The organism is Enterobacter sp. CGMCC 5087, from assembly GCF_003144775.1.
Classification (GTDB): domain Bacteria; phylum Pseudomonadota; class Gammaproteobacteria; order Enterobacterales; family Enterobacteriaceae; genus Enterobacter; species Enterobacter cloacae_M.
The window spans coordinates 1-371 of sequence record NZ_QFXN01000169.1; the positions used below are offsets into that span (position 1 = coordinate 1).

Consider the following 371-nt stretch of genomic DNA (forward strand, 5'->3'; position numbering starts at 1 on the left):
AATGTAGAGTATGAATTTCATCATTTCGGTATACCGGTTCAGGACGGTGACACCGCAGGCAAGTTCAGTGCCAGTGCCGGAATGTACACCACCGATAATCCAGGTAAGTTTCGGGTGCAGTGGCATCGCTTTACCGATGACTCACCCCTGCATCCGTTACTGAAAACGGTTCCGCATGTGGCGTTTAAGGTCAACAGCCTTGCTGAGGCGATTGCGGGTGAAACAGTTATTCTGGGGCCTTATGAACCTATCGATGATTACCGGGTAGCCGTTATTGATGACGGCGGTGTACCGGTTGAACTGATTGAAACCATGCTCAGCGATGAGGAGTTGTGGGCGCGTGCAGCATCCGGTCAGGGGAGTCTGTACCG

General features: G+C 52.3%; 1 protein-coding gene. It reads left to right on the forward strand.

Going from position 1 to position 371, the window contains the following annotated elements; genetic code table 11:
- A partial coding sequence (locus DEO48_RS15350; protein ID WP_109845642.1) for a hypothetical protein occupies positions 1-371 on the forward strand: 371 nt, incomplete at both ends.